Origin of the sequence: Paenibacillus hubeiensis, assembly GCF_032334105.1 — a bacterium.
Lineage (GTDB): Bacteria > Bacillota > Bacilli > Paenibacillales > Paenibacillaceae > Paenibacillus > Paenibacillus hubeiensis.
In genome coordinates this window covers 137,228-155,007 of the sequence record NZ_JAVYAE020000005.1, presented here as the reverse complement: position 1 = coordinate 155,007, position 17,780 = coordinate 137,228, and the positions used below count along the sequence as shown (strand labels likewise).

20 protein-coding genes and 1 pseudogene are annotated in these 17,780 nt (G+C 45.6%); 19 read left to right on the top strand and 2 right to left on the bottom strand.

Annotated elements, in window-relative coordinates:
• The first annotated feature begins 26 nt into the window (after positions 1-26).
• Positions 27-506: a YbaK/EbsC family protein gene (locus RSX24_RS16015; protein ID WP_343261160.1), complete on the top strand. Its 480-nt coding sequence runs from the start codon at positions 27-29 to the stop codon at positions 504-506.
• Between the two features lie 661 nt (positions 507-1,167).
• Complete coding sequence (locus tag RSX24_RS16010) at positions 1,168-1,629, top strand: DUF2262 domain-containing protein (RefSeq protein WP_438286839.1); 462 nt, start codon at positions 1,168-1,170, stop codon at positions 1,627-1,629.
• Positions 1,630-1,657: 28 nt separating this feature from the next.
• Here the strand turns inward: RSX24_RS16010 and RSX24_RS16005 are convergent.
• Positions 1,658-1,967 (bottom strand): annotated as a pseudogene (locus tag RSX24_RS16005) (IS30 family transposase); the annotation flags it as partial.
• Positions 1,968-2,219: 252 nt separating this feature from the next.
• Between RSX24_RS16005 and RSX24_RS16000 the strand changes: the two are divergent.
• Both RSX24_RS16000 and RSX24_RS15995 read left to right on the top strand, forming a co-directional pair.
• Positions 2,220-2,810 (top strand): hypothetical protein, encoded by a 591-nt coding sequence (locus RSX24_RS16000; protein ID WP_343261159.1) that lies wholly within the window; start codon positions 2,220-2,222, stop codon positions 2,808-2,810.
• Between the two features lie 60 nt (positions 2,811-2,870).
• On the top strand, positions 2,871-3,578 hold the full coding sequence (locus RSX24_RS15995; RefSeq protein WP_343261158.1) for a hypothetical protein: 708 nt from the start codon (positions 2,871-2,873) through the stop codon (positions 3,576-3,578).
• Between the two features lie 701 nt (positions 3,579-4,279).
• Here the strand turns inward: RSX24_RS15995 and RSX24_RS15990 are convergent.
• Entirely contained in the window at positions 4,280-5,032 is a 753-nt protein-coding gene (locus RSX24_RS15990) for an IS30 family transposase (RefSeq protein ID WP_438286846.1), read from the bottom strand.
• A gap of 295 nt (positions 5,033-5,327) precedes the next feature.
• On the opposite strand from RSX24_RS15990, the gene RSX24_RS15985 reads away from it, so the two are divergent.
• The 15 genes from RSX24_RS15985 (at position 5,328) to RSX24_RS15915 (ending at position 17,733) form a co-directional block, all read left to right on the top strand.
• Positions 5,328-5,597 (top strand): hypothetical protein, encoded by a 270-nt coding sequence (locus tag RSX24_RS15985; protein ID WP_343261157.1) that lies wholly within the window; start codon positions 5,328-5,330, stop codon positions 5,595-5,597.
• A 197-nt stretch (positions 5,598-5,794) separates the two neighbouring features.
• Complete coding sequence (locus RSX24_RS15980) at positions 5,795-6,829, top strand: ROK family protein (RefSeq protein WP_343261156.1); 1,035 nt, start codon at positions 5,795-5,797, stop codon at positions 6,827-6,829.
• Positions 6,830-7,237: 408 nt separating this feature from the next.
• Positions 7,238-8,437 (top strand): MFS transporter, encoded by a 1,200-nt coding sequence (locus RSX24_RS15975; protein ID WP_339278464.1) that lies wholly within the window; start codon positions 7,238-7,240, stop codon positions 8,435-8,437.
• Positions 8,438-8,656: 219 nt separating this feature from the next.
• Positions 8,657-8,959, top strand: a complete 303-nt coding sequence (locus RSX24_RS15970; protein ID WP_343261155.1) for an AbrB/MazE/SpoVT family DNA-binding domain-containing protein — start codon at positions 8,657-8,659, stop codon at positions 8,957-8,959.
• A gap of 119 nt (positions 8,960-9,078) precedes the next feature.
• Positions 9,079-10,242, top strand: coding sequence for an iron-containing alcohol dehydrogenase (locus RSX24_RS15965; RefSeq protein WP_343261154.1), 1,164 nt, complete (start codon positions 9,079-9,081; stop codon positions 10,240-10,242).
• Positions 10,243-10,602: 360 nt separating this feature from the next.
• Positions 10,603-10,929 (top strand): RHS repeat-associated core domain-containing protein, encoded by a 327-nt coding sequence (locus tag RSX24_RS32350; protein ID WP_438286845.1) that lies wholly within the window; start codon positions 10,603-10,605, stop codon positions 10,927-10,929.
• Between the two features lie 347 nt (positions 10,930-11,276).
• Positions 11,277-11,489: a hypothetical protein gene (locus RSX24_RS15955; RefSeq protein WP_229523047.1), complete on the top strand. Its 213-nt coding sequence runs from the start codon at positions 11,277-11,279 to the stop codon at positions 11,487-11,489.
• A gap of 14 nt (positions 11,490-11,503) precedes the next feature.
• Positions 11,504-11,875 (top strand): hypothetical protein, encoded by a 372-nt coding sequence (locus tag RSX24_RS15950; RefSeq protein ID WP_229523048.1) that lies wholly within the window; start codon positions 11,504-11,506, stop codon positions 11,873-11,875.
• Positions 11,876-12,039: 164 nt separating this feature from the next.
• The gene (locus tag RSX24_RS15945; RefSeq protein WP_343261153.1) at positions 12,040-12,513 is read left to right on the top strand and encodes a hypothetical protein; all 474 of its coding nucleotides are present in this window, start codon (positions 12,040-12,042) and stop codon (positions 12,511-12,513) included.
• Positions 12,506-12,772, top strand: a complete 267-nt coding sequence (locus RSX24_RS15940) for a hypothetical protein (RefSeq protein WP_343261152.1) — start codon at positions 12,506-12,508, stop codon at positions 12,770-12,772. The genes RSX24_RS15945 and RSX24_RS15940 overlap by 8 nt, the downstream gene beginning before the upstream one ends.
• A 23-nt stretch (positions 12,773-12,795) precedes the next feature.
• The gene (locus RSX24_RS15935; protein ID WP_343261151.1) at positions 12,796-12,960 is read left to right on the top strand and encodes a hypothetical protein; all 165 of its coding nucleotides are present in this window, start codon (positions 12,796-12,798) and stop codon (positions 12,958-12,960) included.
• 124 nt (positions 12,961-13,084) lie between these two features.
• Positions 13,085-13,291: a hypothetical protein gene (locus RSX24_RS15930; RefSeq protein WP_343261150.1), complete on the top strand. Its 207-nt coding sequence runs from the start codon at positions 13,085-13,087 to the stop codon at positions 13,289-13,291.
• Positions 13,292-13,392: 101 nt separating this feature from the next.
• On the top strand, positions 13,393-13,902 hold the full coding sequence (locus RSX24_RS15925; RefSeq protein WP_343261149.1) for an HGGxSTG domain-containing protein: 510 nt from the start codon (positions 13,393-13,395) through the stop codon (positions 13,900-13,902).
• Between the two features lie 187 nt (positions 13,903-14,089).
• Positions 14,090-14,935 (top strand): recombinase family protein, encoded by an 846-nt coding sequence (locus RSX24_RS15920; protein ID WP_343261148.1) that lies wholly within the window; start codon positions 14,090-14,092, stop codon positions 14,933-14,935.
• Between the two features lie 1,562 nt (positions 14,936-16,497).
• Positions 16,498-17,733, top strand: coding sequence for an IS110 family RNA-guided transposase (locus RSX24_RS15915; RefSeq protein ID WP_343261255.1), 1,236 nt, complete (start codon positions 16,498-16,500; stop codon positions 17,731-17,733).
• Positions 17,734-17,780 lie beyond the last annotated feature (47 nt).

The window sequence follows — 17,780 nt, the reverse complement described above, 5'->3', positions numbered from 1 at the left end:
TTGTAATCATTAAGGAGGGATACACGTTGACAAGTCAACTTAAAGATAGTGCACAACAGGTGCAAAACAAACTAATAGAGTTGGGATATGCAAATAAAGTTATAGAACTACCTGACAGTACACGAACTGCACAGGAAGCTGCCGATACGATAGGTTGCGAGGTTGCACATATAGCTAAGTCAATTATCTTTCGACTCAAAAATAACGATAAACCCTTATTGGTGATAGCCAGTGGAGTAAATCGAATTAATGAAAAGCAAATTAACACCCATCTGAATGACAATTTAGGAAAAGCTGACGCTGAATTTGTACGTAAACACACAGGATTTGTTATTGGAGGCGTACCCCCTTTAGGACATAAAGAGTCAATCATCACTCTTATTGATGAAGACTTGTTACAATTTAGAGAGATATGGGCTGCTGCCGGACATCCAAGAGCAGTGTTTCAATTAACACCTGAAGAATTAGTGCAAATGACAAAAGGACGAGTAATCTGTGTTAAATAAATTTGTGTTAACTTTCTGTTATTTCGCTAACGGGAAACGATAGCTCAATAAATTCAAGTGAAGTCAATCGTAATAGTGATTGACTTCTTTGACTTTAAAGATTTCATTTAAACCATAATTTACACTCCCTCTAACTCAAATTGTACATTTTGAAGGTCTTACTTCCTGCAACCGATATTTTTAGTGATTTTTCATTCATAAAGGTCCTGAAACGGGCACTTTTTGCACATTTTCAAAGCGAAATAGGAATGTGTGTATGTAGATGGGGGAATTGGAAGCATAAGCTTGCCAAATGGCAAACTTATGGGTTAAGTCTCATTAATTTCTCCAGTCTGTGCGTATGTGATGTGGTATGCGCGTGGAAAAGGGTTCATCTCTGCTGCGATCCTATCGCTTCCCATCACCGTGCTGCTGGCGGAAGGATACGAATTACGAAACGCATACTTGCCGATTCACACGCATTATTATTTGATCCCATGGCTTTATGCGGTATACATATTGATGGTCGTAATCCTGCTGGCTGCCATCCCGAAGAACAAAACGAATCTGTTGGTTGGTCTATCTTTAGCAATGATATTATGTTGGATATTTGTACAATGGGATGTGTTAGGCAGGATGTTCGGCGGAATGAACGGTATGTTGTAAAGGAGGATGGTAAACGTTGCTGAAATCGATTCATAGTGCGAAGATGGGCACATTGGTTTACGAAGAAATAAGTGAAGGATACACGCTTCTTCGCGAAGGCACAGTGCACTGGACATTGGATGCGTCCGACAACAAAGTCAACATGCAAGAGATGATACACCGGGCTGAGAAGCTGTACGAGGGATTGTCTGAATTTGATCAACAGGCCAAGGCAAGGATCGCGGGTGAGTTAGTGACGTTCAAAAATGATTTCTGGCCAGAGTACGACGAGGATGACCCGGACCTGGACTGGGATCGGGTTGACGCGGGGGAGTATAACGTCAGCAAAGAAAGATTTGCGGCGTGCATCCGACTGTTGGATATTGTGATCAAGCATACTCATATTTACTGCGAGTATGACGACGGAGAATTGTTTGGCGGCCACAGAATCCATGCGTATTTTGACAATGACTATAATCTAATCCGTGCGGATATTTAAGAAGTCCCGTATAACATTCATGAAAATGTCAAGTCAAGTGCGACAGTTTCTCTGAAAAGGATTCGTGAACGGTTCACACCCCAAGCAATTACGGGGTCTGTTATTGATTAAATCAAGGAGCGGGCAAGGTCTTCAGCCTTCACCTCAGCAAGATCCGTACCTTTCGGGAAAAACTCTCGAAGCAGCCCGTTCGCATTCTCATTGGAACCCCGTTGCCAAGAGGAATAGGGATCCGCAAAATAAACATCTATCCCGTGGTTGGTTTCCACATTTGAATAGCAAGCAAACTCCTTCCCGCGGTCAGCCGTGGAGGTGAGAAATGTCCCTTTAGGATACTGCGAGATGGCGACACCGAGGGCGATTTCTATTTGTCTTTAACCGGTTTTTATCACCGTATGAGGGATAATTATTGTTTTGAATTTATTCAAAGATGTGAAGGACCTTAAATTAAACAAAAAAATAAGAAAACTATCAGACTTTTCCATTTCCATAACGTTTATTACTGTGGAAATGCAAAAACATGCCTAATTTGAAATAAACATTATATTTTATTGAGTAATCCAAAATACATTTATTAAGGGGTATTCTCAATGAATAAGAAGAAACTTATTATTTGTGTTGTCTTGTTGTGCTCTGTCGTAGTTGGATGTGATGCAATAAAACCTGAAGGACAATACGAACCTACTATACAGACGGAAGTTAAAAATGAACCTAAGACTGATATTTACACTTATGAAGAATACGAAGCTTTAGTTCAGGAATTTTCTGAGGTCGTCCACATTCCTAACTATACCCTAAAGAACATTCCCCTCATCAAAAGTTTAGTTATTGTAGAAAAGGAACTCACCTTCGATAAAAGGCAATCTCTAACTGTCAACGGAGATACAAGCGATATGCGCCCTACTCAACAAATTTACATTTATGAGAATAAGGATCAATCGACTCAAATACAGGTAAGAATAGGTTACACAAAAAATTATCTGGATAAAGATCTGGTAATTTGGGACTCATCCAAAGGTTTTGAAAAGACTAACTCTGGACTCTCTAAAAATACAGATGTAGCGACCTTTCTGTATAAAAATCTTGTTATATCTATTACGGTGAATGCTGAGAAGGATGCAAGTATTGTTACAATGAGAGCCGCAATGAAAGAAATAGTGGATTTTTTTAAAAATATTTGACAGTTTTGGAATAGTATAGTAATTTAAAGAAGTAAAAATATCACGAGAGAAGGTATATTTATGAAAAAGAAGACGCTGTTGAAACTGTCTATCCTTTCTGTCTTATCTCTTACGTTGATTACCCCTCAAGCTGCGTTTGCTCAACAAGAAATACCTGCAGAAATTCAACAAAAAATTGATGAAAACATCCGACAAAATGAATTTAAAATCCCAGAACACAGAGCCTGGGAAACAGATATGAACGGAAATACGGTTGAAGTCATTCCTCTGAGTGAGCGTGTACAAACGATGGCGCCTCCGACGGGTGATGGTTATATTTATTCCTTTGACCGTTACGATCCAGACAGTGTGTCAAAGAACTGGCGTTATCAAAATATGGGTACCTTCCGTGTAGCAAACAACAGTGCTGGGGAAACCAAAGCCAAATATGAACAACAAAGCTCATCTACAGCCACATGGAATGTCACAGCCTCTATTAAAAATACAGCTTCTCTGAGAGCAGGGTTTTTGGCTGGAACAGAATTAGAAGTAGGAATTCAATTGGCTGCTGAAAAAAACTATACTGCCGGTAAAACCTATGGTGTTGAAAAAACTATCCCTGCTTATACTACTATGTATCTGACTAACTACGCGGTTGGCGTTAACACTGCCGGTAAGTTGATTTATAAGAAATATGCTCCAGGTGGTACTTCACAAGTTGGTGTTTACACTGAACAGGTTGGTGGAACAGTGGTAAGCGTGCCTGATGTTAATATTGAGATTAACTAAATAATTATTTAAGAGACCACCTTTTTAATGATATACTCCCATCATAGTAGACAGTAGAAAAAAACTTCTACCTCTACCATGATGGGAGTTTTTGTAATGTCAAAAAGAAGCCCAATTTCATATGAAATGAAGATTCAGGTGGTAAGGCGTTGCCTGCGACATGAATCCAATCCTAACCATGAGGCAAAACAACTGGGGGGGCCATAAAAACAAGGTTACCGAGGCTTTTAATATACGTCGCTCAAATATAAGCGAATTCAAGCGAAATACAAGTTTAGGACAAGTATGTCTGTGTAAGTCGATGTTTGGACAACCAGCCTATTGAAAGATTCTGGGGTACCTTTAAAGCAGAAAGATTTTACTTGGAGAAATATGACACATACGACGATCTCCTGCGAAGTGTACAATCCTAAATGTGCTATTACAATAATTATCGATATACCGAACGACTAAATGGTTTATCCCCTAACGAATATCGACGAGCAGCTTAACGAAGAAAAAATAATCTCCTCAGCTAGGAATAACCGAGGGGATTGCATACTGATGATTTTGTTTTTTTAGTCTGTCTGCTTGACAGGGTGCATTTCATAAATGAGGTGGTCTCTTAAGCGATGACGGATTGTCAAGCCAAGTGCGACAGTTTCTCTGAAAAGGATTCGTGAACGGTTCACACCCCAAGCAATTACGGGGTCTGTTATTGATTAAATCAAGGAGCGGGCAAGGTCTTCAGCCTTCACCTCAGCAAGATCCGTACCTTTCGGGAAAAACTCTCGAAGCAGCCCGTTCGCATTCTCATTGGAACCCCGTTGCCAAGAGGAATAGGGATCCGCAAAATAAACATCTATCCCGTGGTTGGTTTCCACATTTGAATAGCAAGCAAACTCCTTCCCACGGTCAGCCGTGGCGGTGAGAAATGTCCCTTTAGGATACTGCAAGATGGCGACACCGAGGGCGATTTCCATGGACAAGGCCGTCCGATCCGGCATGAGAATGACGGTATACAGCCGTGTCTTCCGTTCTTCGAACGTGTCGATAGATCCTTTACTTTTTCCACGGCTTGATACGATGGTGTCCAGCTCTCGGTGTCCACACGTCTCGCGGGAACGAACCTCCTTGGGACGCTGAGCAATGGATCTTCCAATGATAAATCTACCGTGAGTTTCAGCAGGCTCCTGACGCTTCGAAGGACTTGCAGTACACCACGGACCAGTCTTCCTTTGTAGATCCAGCGATAGATGGTTTTGAAGGATACGACAGGCAGGCCATCCATGCGAAAACGCGCCGATCTGTTCAGGAAACCAGATGACCTTCAGCTTTTCTTCCAACGAAGCAGCCAAGGTTGCGGACCATTTGCCCGTGGATACCGAAGCTTTACGCCGCTCCTGATACGCATTCTGCTCTTGTTCTGAGTTGTACGTCCCAGATGAAGCTGAGCGCTCTAATTCACGGCAAATGGTCGAAGGGTGTCTCCCGAGCTCCTTGCCGGTGGAGGATTTCTAGCTTGCTGCGCTCAATGTTGCTAAGATGTGAGTAGCTCATGGAGGATTCTCTTTGTGTGAATGGTTGTTGTGGTGACTTCATTCTACACAAATCCGACCATGTGCCCGTTTTTATTTATTTCCAGTAGGTGTCGCACTTCATATTACAATCCGTCGTGAACATGTCGTATAGAGTTTCATATGCTACGCATTCACGTACCACTTTCAGGTTATATTTATGATACTCTCTCCTTAACAAAGGAGTGATGACATGGTAAGTAACGACAGTGTGGAGATCGCTTCGAAGTACGAACAACTCGTTCTCCAGGAAGACGATTACGTCGAACAACTAACCACGTGTCGCAAACTTATTCTTGACGCGATGGACATCATTGCCAAGCAGGCTGGCGTTTTGGAAATGGATACCGTGAAGCAAGCAGCTTACCACCTACACACGATGGAGCAGGAACTAAACCGAAAATTATTCGAAATTCGGCTGGAGAAAAGCATGCTGGCGTATCGCATCAGTCAGTCTACATAACACGAAACCGACAGAGGGCAGTGCGGGGTCATGAGTTTTACGATCTTGCACTGTCTTTTTCCGCTCTTTCATAGCTGTTTTATTTTCAACTGAAGCATTGACTTTCCGCTCGACTCCACCTAAACTTCACTTATTAAAACTCTTTTAAAATAATCAACCGTGAAATCCAACATCGCGAAAGGAGGCTTGACACCGCCTTGAACCCGACAGCACACAATACGCAGCAGGTCAAACGAATCAACGTGGAGCTGGTAAAAAATACGCTGCGCACCATCCGCGTTGGCACGAAGGCGTCTATCGCGAATCTAACGAAACTCAGTGTCGCGACGTGTGGCACGATTCTGAACGAGTTGCTCCAGACCGGGGAGATTATCGACCTTGGACCGGACGAATCGAGCGGGGGCAGACCCGCGAGCCGGTATCAGTTTAATGCGGATTACGCAAGCGTGTTGTCACTTATCGTTCGCATCGTGAATGGGGAGCGCTCGATCGTGGCGGTTAACGCCAACCTGAATGGCGAGGTACTGGATGAGCAGACGCTTCTGTACGATGAGATTACTCTCGTTACGATGGAGAAACTGGTTGCGGAGCTTGTTGACCGGTATCATAACGTGCAAGCGATCGGGATCGGTATTCCCGGCGTGGCGCATCATGGGGTGATCGGCATCTGCGACGTACCGGAGCTGGCGGAGCAGCCGCTTGGTCCGCGGCTCAAGGAGCAGTACGAGGACGTGGAAGTGGTCGTGGGCAACGACATGAACCTGACGGTGTACGGGCTGTACACCGAGCAGCATTTTGCCGAGGAAAAAAACTTTGCCGTGCTGTCGTTTTCCCCGAATTATTTTCCGGGTGCGGGCTTTATGATCGAAGGGCACTCTTTGTCCGGCAACACCCATTTCGGGGGTGAAATTTCGTATCTGCCGTTTGGCATGACGCGGGAAAAACAGCTTGAAATGCTGAAAACGCCCGCAGGGCTGCTGCAATTGGTCGTGCACTCAATGGTCTCGATCATTGCGATTATCAACCCTGCGGCCATCGTCATTACGGGGGACGCCGTCGAGCCGGGCATGCACGATGCCATCATCGAACGCTGTCTCGATACGATTCCGCAGGAGCATATGCCGAAGCTGCTCATCCACCAGGATACCCGGCGCGAATATGTAAATGGCCTTGTGGCGGTGACGCTGGAGAGCCTGACTTACCGAATCGAACGGGTCGAGAAACGCTGGTAAAGGGAAGCCGTGAACAAGTAAAGACGACCCGAGAAATAAGCAGGCGAGTAATTTTCAAACGAATGACGATTGCTGATAAAAAGGCTGAACCAACCCGAGCGAAGGATGCAAAAGCTGTCATTTTGTCCTGCATATGCGCTGGAAGAAAGCAGTACCAAGGAAGAAACGTTTGCTCCGGCTTACCTGAGTGATCTCCAGCAGTACCGCTTTCCCTCGCTCGGGGCATTATTCCGAAAACGAATTCGGGAACGTTATCATCCCGTTTTGGCACGACCAGACACAATTTATATTAGGAAAAGTAAAGCTTGGTGTCCGCAGCACCATTTTTGATCTTTGGATCGGATTACAGGAGGACCTATTTTGAATCAGCGAGCGACGACGAAAAAGAAATTCAACAAGTTATATGCCATGCAGCTGGCAACGATCTTTCTAGGTTTTATCGTGTTTGGCATCTCGGAGAATATTAAAGGTCCCGCGATTCCGCGCATTCAATTCGACTTTAACCTGGATGAGAAACAGCTTGGGACGTTGTTGTCCCTGAACGCGCTCGGATATCTCATTGCCTGCTCGTTCACCGCGATTTTGGTGCGCAAATGGGGCATCAAGGCCGTTAGCATTATCTCTTTTGCCTCGATGATTTTGTCGGGGGTATTCATTTATTTGTCTCATACGTATCCGCTTTTTGCATCATCCTATTTCTTCATGTACATCGGAAACGGCATGCTGGAGATTGCGCTTGCGATTCTGGGGGCACGGATTTTCGTGAAAAATACGGGCATGATGATGAACTTGTCCCATTTCTTCTACGGGGCCAGTTCGACGATTGCGCCACTGCTTGCCACAGGTGTGATGTCGCTCACGATATTCGGACACCAGCTCGACTGGCGCGGCATGTACCTCGTCATGTTGGCGCTCTGTTTGCTGCCGATCATTGCTGCCCTGCGCAGCACGTTTCCGGGCGACGATCTGGCGCATGAGGACCGCATTTCCCTCAAAATGCTGACGCGTGATCCTGCACTCTGGATGATGGTCGCCATTCTGTCCTTCGGCGTTGTATCCGAGCTTGCGGTAGGCGGCTGGCTGGTCAACTTCCTGGAAAAAGCGTATGCGTGGGATACGGTCAAAGCCTCAGGCATGTTGTCAGCGTTTTTCCTCACGTTCTCGCTTGGGCGGCTGCTGCTTGGGCCGCTGACGGACCGCATCGGGTTTGTGCTGTCGCTCATCCTGTTCTCTGCGTTCTCGGCGGTATGCACGTTCGCGGCGATTGGGGGCGGGGAAAGTCTGGCGTTCCTGTTCGCGGTATCCGGCGCAGGCATCGCGATGATCTATCCGACGGTCATGGCCTTCATTGCCAAAAGGTACCCCAAAGGCAGCGACACGGCGATTACGTTTACGGTCACGCTGATGGGCGTGGGCAGCGTCATCGGCAACTACGTGATCGGCTGGGTCATCGAAGGTGTGAAGGGTTTCTACGGTCAGACAACTGAAACCGGCCTGCTGCGCGGACTTCAGGCAGGATACGGGTTCATCGGACTATGCGCAGCGATTTGCGCGGTATCCGGCGTCGCGTTGTATGTATATCTGAAGCGGAAGCAGGAACTTATCTAGGAAATTTATTTACGCAGCCGATGCCTCGGCATCGAAGCTAAAAGCGAAACAGCATCCCTGTCGTGGAAATACGTGCAGGGATGTTTTTGTTTTTCAAAATAACGATGGACAAACGAGTCTCCGATGATATTCTTTCCATTAATAAGGGCAAAACGAACCATCTTCATTATCCTCTATGTAGATCATATGGATATTCAATTGTGGTGAGGAGGAGTATAATTGGAACAACAATCCAAAGAGAGGTGTGAAAAGGTCATGACGACAGTCACACTCAGCAAGTGGGGGAATAGCAGTGCCATTCGGATTCCCAATCAACTGCTTAAACGTCTTAATCTGGAGGAAGGTTCGGAGATTGAAATACGCGTTACGGAAAATAATGAATTGTTACTGCGTCCCAAAACTAAACCTTCTGAATCTAATGAAGAGTTGCGTGCACACCTCAAAAATTTGCTTTCAAGAGTGAAAGAAGATCAGCGTCATGATGAAATCGACGTCGGCACGGAGGGCGCTGAATCGCTGTGAGTATTCCCAAGCGTTGCAATCGGATCAGGCTTGATAAACCTATATTTGTTTTTACATATAAAGAGAACTATAATAGTTGTTCCACAAAAATTCAGACTTCTTTGGAGGAAACAAACGTTATGAGATCTTTTCAGTATTATAATCCGACCCGGCTGATTTTCGGCCAAGGACAGCTTCAGGCATTGCAAACGGAAGTACCCAAATACGGAAAACGTATTTTGCTTGTATATGGCGGCGGGAGCATCAAGCGCAGCGGGCTGTATGATCAGGTGATCGCCCAATTGAACGCAATCGGCGCAGAAGTGACCGAGCTGGCAGGCGTCGAACCGAATCCGCGCCTATCCACGGTTCACAAAGGCGTGGAGTTATGCCGGACGCATCAGATCGAATTGGTGCTTGCGGTTGGCGGAGGCAGCGTGCTCGACTGCGGCAAAGCGATCGCGGTAGGGGCCAAATACGAGGGAGACATGTGGGATGTTGTCGTTCGCGAGGCCACACCGCAAGGCGGACTTCCGCTCGGAACGGTGCTGACGATGGCCGCAACGGGATCCGAGATGAACAACGGTTCGGTCATCACCAATCAGGATACGCAGGAGAAATGGGCCTGGTTCAGCGAATATTCCTATCCCGCGTTTTCGATCCTCGATCCGGTACATACGTATACCGTTCCTCTGGACCAGACCGTTTACGGCATGGTAGACATGATGTCGCACGTCTTCGAGCATTATTTCCATCCGGACACCAACACGCCGGTTCAGCTCGGATTCTGCGAGACGATTCTCCGGACGGTGATTGAGACGGCGCCTTTGCTCATTAAAGATCTGGAAAACTATGAACTTCGCGAAACCATTCTCTACTGTGGAACGATGGCACTGAACGATGTGCTGAACATGGGTCTTGCCGGGGATTGGGCAACGCACAACATCGAACACGCGGTGTCGGCCGTGTATGACATTCCCCATGGCGGCGGACTGGCTATCCTTTTCCCGCACTGGATGAAGCATAATCTCGATGTCAATGTAGAGCGATTCAAACGACTCGCCGTAAACGTGTTTGGCGTATCCACGGAAGGCAAATCGGACAAACAGGTTGCCGAAGAAGGCATTGAAGCGCTGCGCGAATTCTGGACTTCGATCGGAGCTCCCAGCCGCTTGGCCGATTACGACATTGATGACAGCCAGATTGATGCGATGGCCGATAAAGCCATGCGTTTTGGACCATTCGGCTTTTTCAACCAATTGCAGCGCGAAGACGTCGTCTCCATATACCAAGCCTCTCTATAAGAACAGATTTCTACGCTTGGCCCTGCTGCCAGGCCCATGCAAACCAGGCATCGTTTATCCCTTTGAACAAGGGATGGCGGTGCTTTTTGCGTTGAACGATCGGGACATTCCAACTGTACAGTTACAGCTTGGTGGCTTACATGAGTGCTTACCTTTCCTTAACCAGTTTCTTTAAGAAGATGCCACTCATCTCATTGTCATAAAAGGGAGCTTCGGCACTTCTGGCATCTCTGAGTTTGGCCAGTGACAGTGGAACGGTCCTCGGGAGTTTTGCATACACGTATCGTGGCAACAATAGTATGGCTCAAAAAAGTGCTGCTGCTGGTTGGAAAGAAACCTACATGTATGACGGTTTGAAACCTGTCCGGCCTCTCCCATACATTCAATGGGAACCAAGGGCCGAGCTATAGCTATGCTTATGATAACATTCGGAACATAACGAGCAAAACCGAGGAAGGAAATACGTATCTCTTCACGTATGACAAGTTAAATCGCATCAAATCCGGTAACATACTAAACCAATATTCGTATGATATCTGGGGCAACCCGGAACAAACAAATGAAACCGTCCCAAATAACCTGCGTTATGCGGGAGAATATTGGGATGAAATAACAGGACTGCAGTATTTAAGAGCCCGGTGGTATGATCCAAGTGTAGGAAGATTTATCCACCGAAGATACATTTGAAGGAGAAGCTACGAATCCGCTTAGTCTCCATCTATATACGTATGTGGAGAACAATCTACTTCAATACGTAGACCCAAGTGGAAAAGGAAACAAGCCGGCAGCAATGTTCTATTAGGATTAGATAATGGCAGCGGCAGCGCTAGTGCAGGAAGAATGACCCCAGGCGGAAGCATGGGTGGCGGTGAGGCAGAGCCAGAAGCGGATCATCGAGTAGTAGCAAGCCTTCCACATCGAATAGTGGCCAGTCTACTAAGGGGACGCCAAAAGCTAAGTATACTACTAATAATTTACCGAAGGATCCTAAAGAATTAATTAATAACGGTTGGAAGGATACAACGCCTGAAGGAATGGCGAAGAATACCAGCTCACGAGAATATATTGACCCTGTTACAGGAATGAAAGTTAGGTTTGATCCTGGGAAACCAGGAGCAAACGGTTTTGAGGGTAAGGATCATTATCATATTCACAATCCCAATAGTACAGGGAAAAATGATTATTACCTTGATGCTAATGGTAATCCGGTAGCAAAAGGCTCAAAAGCATCTCACATTATACCTTAGATTAGGAGAGTAAAATGAAACCATCAGAATTTATCAAAGCGTATACCCTTTTTGATAGTCTTGTAGAGGATTTAGAATATGATGAAGTCAAGAAGCAGTTAAGGATGACATTAGAATTGTGTCAGTGGAAACAATCCTTCTATATTGAAACTGAACCAGAAATGCAGCTTGGAATATTAATTTTCTCTGATGTAGCATTCTACAAAACTGAACCTCAATTATTTAATTTGGATAGTAGTGAAATACTAGAGGTCGATCTACTCCCATTTGAAGGAAAAGGTGAGCGTATTAAAATGGTTCTCAATGGTTTGGATGATGTAATTGTATTAAACATTCAATCTAGCGAGGTTGAGTGGAAAGAAATAAAGAATGAGGATGGACAATAGTTAGGAGTTTACAACTCCAACAGCAAGATCGTACAATACAACCAACAAACCAAACACTAAACAATTTAAACACTTGATAAACTTTCAAAAGCTCTTTCCCACTTGAACTATGAGTAGGAATGAGCTTTTTTGCGTGCAGAAAATAAACGAAGGAGCTGGATGATATGGCGAAACGAGAACAGGAAGTAAAACAGGTAGGAATGATTGCACAGGCACAAGTAGCCTATGAACAACTACTGGATGAAATTCGTAGTTACTGTCAGCAAGCAAGGGAATTACGTGGACAGGCGGCAGAGTTGCAGCGATCAGGACGTACAGATTTTCAGGTTAGAGGAGAGATTCAGCAGTTGTTGAACCGAGCGGAGCATTTGGATACGGTAGCAGATCAGAAGGATAAACTACCACGCCAACAAGCACTAGAACTCATAGATAGACTAGAGCAAGAAGCATCAGATTGCAAGCAGCTTGTGCAATATAACCAGTCAGTTCAAGCACGTCAGGAGCAAGAACTTGAAGATGCAAAGGCAGCGGCGGCGAAAATGGTACAGGATGCAGAGGAGCGGCTGAAACAAACAAGGCAGATACTAACTGAAAAAGTAGCTCAGCTTGCAGAACTGGAGGGTCAGGCAGATGAGTAAAGGTATACGTCAAAAATACCAAGGCGTGATGCGCGATCTGTTGCAGAAGCATAAGGGAACAGGCAAACGAATTGAACTGTTTACAGAGAGGGGAGCCTATGCGATGCAGGCGAGCAAAGATGACAGCAACTTTGTCATTGAGATCGTAGACGATAGTGAAATCGTTGAAATTGAAGGTGTAGGCTCAGCAGAAGAATTAAGAACAACGGTACAGGATGCAGTCCGCGACACGATAAATAGCGATACAGGCAGAATATAGTAGCCAGAGGGAGGAATAGAGAGATGTTGAACCTAAGCCCGGAAGCATTAGAAGCACGCCGGGAATACAGAAGACAGTATGAACGAGAATATCGGCGCAAATGGCGGCTGAAGCTGGAGAATCGTCTGAAAGCGAAAGAGTATGAGCGCAGATACTGGGAACGCAAGGCACAGCAATCCAAAGCATAGCATACGCAGCTAGGCGCTCTTAGACGCTGCACCCATTCAAATGTACAACCAAGGGCATTTTACCGCAGCAGGCACGAAATCACGAGAGCAACCAAATACGAAATTCACAGGGGGAAAAAGCAAAATGACGAAACATGAAGAATTCTTATGGGAACTGTTACTTCACGAGGTCGAAACGAAAGCAGAGCTTACACGTATGTACTTCGACTGCTTTACGTTTATTGTTAGAACGGAACAGCTTGAGGCATTTCAGTTGCATAAGAAACAGAGGGAAGAAAGTAGAAGGAAAGCATTAAAGGAGTCATTCCTTGAAGAAGATGAACAAGAATAGCGAACATGTATTGAAACAAATAGATAAACAGCTTGGAGGCAAGAAACCCTCCCCCGGTCGGGGAAACGATACCCCATGAGATGAGGTTAGGCGGTGAAAGGATGGAAAAAAGCCAATGTGGGGCAAAGACGAAAAACGGAGAATCTTGTAGGAAAGCAGCTTTAGTGAATGGGCGATGCAGGTTTCATGGCGGAAAGTCTACGGGACCAAAGAACAAGGCGAAGCATAGCGAGAGCCTGAAAGGCAACAAAAACGCCTTGAAGCATGGACTGTATGAAACGATTTGGCTAGATACGCTAACGGAGGAAGAGCAAGAGTTGTACCATCAGGTTTCAACCGACCTAGATGTACAGGTGGATAGCGAGTATCGACTTTCAGCGTTACGCATTAGACGAATGCTTCAACGTATTCAGCAGGAGGAACAGAAGGACAAGCCTGACCCTGCTGAAATTAGAGCCATTGAAGACGCCATCACCAAAGTGCAGATGAATGTTGCGGCACTGATTCGGGAGAACAGCAAGCTCAGGGATATGCAGAAACAGAAAAGCGATGGCTCGTTAGACCAGTTGGTCGAGATACTGCAACAAGCGAGAAGCAAGTTTCAAGGATGAAGACAGGAGCAGACAGAGCACACGCTTTGTTTCGCTCCTTTTTACTACAGCAGAAGGCGTGGCATCTAAAAATGAATGTAAAAATGTCTTACCACGATCACGGTTAACGAGCGGCAAAAAGGATAAAGAGGGTTGTAAATGCCTTCCGTAAGGTCGTATGGTGTTACAAAAAACAGGGGGCATTTACATGAAGGAAACAAAGGTCAAGAAATGGGTAGGTTATGTGCGTATCTCCTCGGACAGTCAGATGGAGAACACATCCATTAGTGAACAGGTCAGGCAGATTGAAGCGTTTTGTGTGAGTCAGGGCTGGCAACTGGCAGCGATCTTCAAGGACGAAGGAGTTAGCGGCAGCACAATAGAACGAGATGGTTATCAAGATATGCTGTATTACATTCAGCAGCCCGAACATGAGGTTGGCGGGATTGTCGTGACGAAATCAGACCGTATCCATCGTCAATTGAATCATCTGCTGGACTTGATCGAAGAGGAATTGGAACCACACGGCATGGCGTTCATAAGTGTGACGGAGCGAATGGATACCTCGACTCCGCAAGGGAAGATTTTCTTGCAAATGCTTGGCGGTTTTGCTGAGTTTGAACGTGTAACCATCAATGAACGTACCCGAAACGGACGAATCGCTACGGCTAGAAAGAATCAATACGCTGGTGGAGGTGTTCCGTATGGGTATAGACTACTGAACGGAAACATGGTGCTGGATGAGCAGCAAGCCAGTACCGTAAAGTACATCTTTCAAGAATATGTAGAGGGGACGAACCCTTATCGCATCGCCAAGCTGCTGAACAAAGCTGGTATCCAAACCAAGACAGGCAAGGCATGGACGGTTGTACAGGTACAGAATGTCCTCAGCAATGAAAAGTATACAGGCTTCAACACTTATCACGGCAGCAAGGAGCAAAACGGTATACGGCAGAAGGATGTATTCCCTCGTATCATTAGTCGGCAGCTATGGAACAAGGCGAGAGAACGCAAACGATTATCGCAGCAGCCTTGTGAGAACCCGGTAAGCTGACGTTTTGAAGGGTATTCACCACAAAAGACACCAGAGCAGGCAGCAAACGGTGAGATCGTGAAAGCTCGTAGGCGATTATAGGGAAGAGGCAGTACAGTTATCTGAGCGAGTATGTATAGATTATTGACTCTTATCTGCCCGGATGTCATAATAACTTCACAGCGTTGACGTTGCTGCTATGAAGCAAACTTGAACCCACTTTTTCTTAACTTGCAAACCATAAACTTTTTAACTTTGAACACTTGCTTTGCCATTCATTGGCGACAAGTGTTTTTTTGCGTTTAAATGACCTGAAAGCAGGTAAGTCCGATAATTATAAATTAGTCGATTAAGTCTTAAAAAATACAATCACAAGTCATAAAAAGCGTGCGAGAGTGGGAGGGCAGCAGGCAATGAAAGCGAAGGTATCTATCGACAAATTCGTGGTGGAATATACGGATGTGCCCAGAAGCGTTTACTATGCTTTAGTGCGCAAGGCTGTTAAAAGCAGTGAGTTGTATAAACAGAGATTTTATCATGAGGGGTACAGTTATCAATTGCATTTGAAGAAGGCGAACGGTGCTTACTTGCATGTCTTTTATAGAAACGGGAGCGAGTCGAAAGGCATGGCATACACGTTGCGGATAGAGACAAGGCCTGAGTATTATTTTTATTTCAAGGATGTCCTAGACATTTTACGTCGAATTGCCAGCGGCATTTACTTTGTTAGCTGTGACGTAGCCTATGATGTGCGGACTTCAATGGATAATGTGCTGGTTATACCCAAGGATGGACGCCGAAAAATGACGGAATACAAAGGGACGCGCTACTTCGGCAAGAAGCACCAACGTAAAACAAACGGTCATTGCAAGATATACAACAAGCAGTTGGAATTATATGAGAACCAAAATATTGTGATTGACCAGGAATTAACCCGAATTGAGAATGTGTTCAAGCCAGAAAAAAGAATTGCGTTAGCAGAACTGCTGCATCATCCACCTGAACAGAACAAGCAATACTTTGCAGCGGTAGTGACCGATTGGGGTAGCCTTCCAAAGAAGAGAGCAGAACAAGCGCGGAGGTTAAGAGACGGGGCAGACATAGAGGAAGTAACGCTGTATACACGCAAAAAGGTAAAAGAAACCCTTGCTAACTCGTATCAAGTGGATTTCAACGAGTTAGCAAGGGAAGCGTGGAATCCGCTGTTAGAAGAACTATGTGGGGTATTGCTTGGGCAGCAGGAACCACAAGTTCAAGAGCGACCGTTACAAATGGCAGTAACAAATAAAGTATACGACAGCTCCCCGGCTGAACACGACAACAAAAATAAGGGTTGTGCAGATTTTGGAAAATATCGTATACTTCGCAACAATAAAGGCAAGCGGCATAAACAGTCTGAAACTTTTTTGTCGCTGGGCTTAAAAAAATCAAAGAATTTGATATATATCCATCAGACGATGCATAAGGAAAGCATGGATTGGCTAGCGTCCCGTTGCGGGCTGCGTAAGCAGCTAACGCTTGAACTGAGGTTGCCGACATGGTTTCAATACGCATCGGACTTGATGGGTAGAAGGAAGGATGACATGCACTACAAAGCGAAGCATATCTACATAGGTATTGACCTGCATAAAAAGACCCATACGGCAGTTGTGGTCAATTGCTGGCATGAGAAATTAGGCGAAGTTACGTTTGAAAATAAGCCATCGGCATTCCCTGAACTGATTGCATTTGTGAAGCGGTTCAAGAAACGAGGCATTACGCCGATCTATGGATTAGAAGACGTTGGCGGCTATGGTCGTTCGCTGGCTGTGTACTTGCTGGATCAGAAGCAACAGGTGAAAGAGGTCAACTCTGCTCTGTCGTATGCCGAGCGCAAGAGCTATCCAACCACGCAAAAGAGCGATAGCTGGGATGCGGAGTGCGTAGCCAGAATCCTGCTGAACAAACTGGACATGTTACCGGGCGCAAACCCGCAGGACGTATACTGGACGATTGGTCAATTGGTGACGAGGAGAAATGGCTTGATTAAGGCATTGACCTCGCTTAAAAACCAATTGCACATGCAGCTCAGCTACCACTGTCCAAGTTACAAGAAGTTTTTTAGTGAGCTGGATGGCAAATGTGCGCTGTCATTTTGGCACAAGTACCCATCGCCTTATTTGCTAAAAGGCGAAACAGTAGAATCACTGGCTCATTTTCTGCGGCTGACCAGCAACAACGCTTGTTCCACCCGGAAGGCTGAGCAATTGTTAGCGTGGATTCAGGCAGATGGCGACACAACCCGAACGTATCAGGAGCAGCGTGACTTTCTCATTCGTAGCCATGTCCGCGACATCCGGTTCAACAAGAAGGAAATCGTCCGAGTGGAAGGCGAATTACATAACATGATGAAGCTACTCGATCTTCAACTGGAGACAATGCCGGGCATAGATCTGGTAACATCTTCTGCATTGGTAGCGGAAATAGGCGATATATACCGCTTCACTAGTGCAGATAAGCTGGCTCGTTTTGCCGGAATTGCCCCTGTAAAAGTGGGTTCGGGTGGTAAGCACGTCAATCTGAAAAGCAGACAAGGCAATCGAGTGTTGCATGGACTGTTTTACAATCTGGCTGTTCAACAGGTTCAAGTTTCAAAAGGGAGCAAAAAGCCGCGCAATACGCTGTTTTATGAGTATTTCAACCGCAAGAAAGAAGAAGGAAAAACGCCAACGCAAGCATTGGTATGTGTGATGCGGCGGTTAGTTAACATCATCTACGGCATGATGAAAAACAAAACAGCATTCCGTCTGCCTGAAAAAGTAGAAAAGCAAGCAAGCTGAAACTGGTGGTATTGCTAGTAATTCTAGCAACCACCGTTACTTTTCAA

Excerpts from the sequence above, each read along its gene's own strand:
- RSX24_RS15975 (WP_339278464.1), top strand. The coding sequence starts at position 7,238 with ATGCAGCTGGCAACGATCTTTCTAGGTTTTATCGTGTTTGGCATCTCG.
- RSX24_RS15985 (WP_343261157.1), top strand. The coding sequence starts at position 5,328 with ATGGTAAGTAACGACAGTGTGGAGATCGCTTCGAAGTACGAACAACTC.
- RSX24_RS15930 (WP_343261150.1), top strand. The coding sequence starts at position 13,085 with ATGACGAAACATGAAGAATTCTTATGGGAACTGTTACTTCACGAGGTC.
- RSX24_RS15925 (WP_343261149.1), top strand. The coding sequence starts at position 13,393 with ATGGAAAAAAGCCAATGTGGGGCAAAGACGAAAAACGGAGAATCTTGT.
- RSX24_RS15995 (WP_343261158.1), top strand. The coding sequence starts at position 2,871 with ATGAAAAAGAAGACGCTGTTGAAACTGTCTATCCTTTCTGTCTTATCT.
- RSX24_RS15935 (WP_343261151.1), top strand. The coding sequence starts at position 12,796 with ATGTTGAACCTAAGCCCGGAAGCATTAGAAGCACGCCGGGAATACAGA.
- RSX24_RS15920 (WP_343261148.1), top strand. The coding sequence starts at position 14,090 with ATGAAGGAAACAAAGGTCAAGAAATGGGTAGGTTATGTGCGTATCTCC.
- RSX24_RS15950 (WP_229523048.1), top strand. The coding sequence starts at position 11,504 with ATGAAACCATCAGAATTTATCAAAGCGTATACCCTTTTTGATAGTCTT.
- RSX24_RS15965 (WP_343261154.1), top strand. The coding sequence starts at position 9,079 with ATGAGATCTTTTCAGTATTATAATCCGACCCGGCTGATTTTCGGCCAA.
- RSX24_RS15955 (WP_229523047.1), top strand. The coding sequence starts at position 11,277 with ATGGCGAAGAATACCAGCTCACGAGAATATATTGACCCTGTTACAGGA.
- RSX24_RS16000 (WP_343261159.1), top strand. The coding sequence starts at position 2,220 with ATGAATAAGAAGAAACTTATTATTTGTGTTGTCTTGTTGTGCTCTGTC.
- RSX24_RS15945 (WP_343261153.1), top strand. The coding sequence starts at position 12,040 with ATGGCGAAACGAGAACAGGAAGTAAAACAGGTAGGAATGATTGCACAG.
- RSX24_RS15940 (WP_343261152.1), top strand. The coding sequence starts at position 12,506 with ATGAGTAAAGGTATACGTCAAAAATACCAAGGCGTGATGCGCGATCTG.
- RSX24_RS15915 (WP_343261255.1), top strand. The coding sequence starts at position 16,498 with ATGCACTACAAAGCGAAGCATATCTACATAGGTATTGACCTGCATAAA.